The sequence below is a fragment of the Nitrospirae bacterium YQR-1 genome, assembly GCA_039908095.1.
Classification (GTDB): domain Bacteria; phylum Nitrospirota; class Thermodesulfovibrionia; order Thermodesulfovibrionales; family Magnetobacteriaceae; genus Magnetomonas.
Genome location: JAMOBJ010000089.1, coordinates 1 through 969 on the forward strand (window position 1 = coordinate 1; position 969 = coordinate 969).

The following is a 969-nucleotide window of genomic DNA, read 5'->3' on the forward strand; positions in this document are numbered from 1 at the left end:
ACCTGTCTCCTCAAGAAGCTCTCTGTGTGCCACAGCCGCCAAAGATTCCCCTCTATCGCTTAATCCGGCAGGGAATTGAAAATAAGGAAGTAATAGTGGTTGATAATGCCTCAGAGGACGGAAGCCAACAGAAAGTAAGAGCACGTTTTGGAGACATCATCTGGATACGAAACAAGATTAATGAGGGATACGCAAAAGCAACCAATACCGGAGTACAGAGGGCAACCGGTGAGTTCATATTTTTATTAAATAACGACGTTGTGCTTTATCCTGATACAACGGGAAAGTTAGTGGATTTTTTGAAATCGGAGTCGTGGGCAGGGGCGGTTGCCCCGCTTTTGTACTATCCTGACGGCACTATACAGATTTCATGCAGAAGATTTCCCTCGATAACGTCCCTTGTGCTTGAGAAGCTGGGCATCGAGAGAATAGCAGGATTTAAAAAGTGGAAACTTACCGCACTTGAGCATATGAGCGCTGATGAGGCGCCTCAACCCATGGCATCAGCGCTTCTTGTAAGACGCAAGTGCTGGCATCAGGTTGGTGAGCTGGATGAAAAAAAATTTCCTATTTTCTTTAACGATGTGGATTGGTGCTACAGGCTTTATAAAAATACCGGCTATAGAATCGGCCTCTGCAGAGATGCCCGTGCTGTTCATCATGAAGGAGCATCAGTCAAAAAACTGGGCTACAGGAAAAAACTGATTTTCTTTAAGGGATTGGTTAACTTTTTTATCAAAGCCGCTTCTCTGGAAATGAACAATCTTAAAAACAAAACCTTCAGGAGAGTTTCTTAGCAGCGGAAGTAATAAACCACGGCACATCTGAGGAGCTCTGAAAATCTGCACACTATACGTTTAGCTCTTTTAGTCTCATCGCATCAAAGTGAGAGATCATACATCTAACGTTTACCTCCTTATCCTTTTAGCTTCTATGCCGATTACCGTCCAAAACTCACCTGTAAAACCC

1 protein-coding gene is annotated in these 969 nt (G+C 43.8%); it reads left to right on the top strand.

Annotated elements, in window-relative coordinates; all coding sequences use genetic code 11:
• A partial coding sequence (locus tag H7844_16030; GenBank protein MEO5358785.1) for a glycosyltransferase family 2 protein occupies positions 1 to 797 on the top strand: 797 nt, incomplete at its 5' end.
• Positions 798 to 969: the final 172 nt, after the last annotated feature.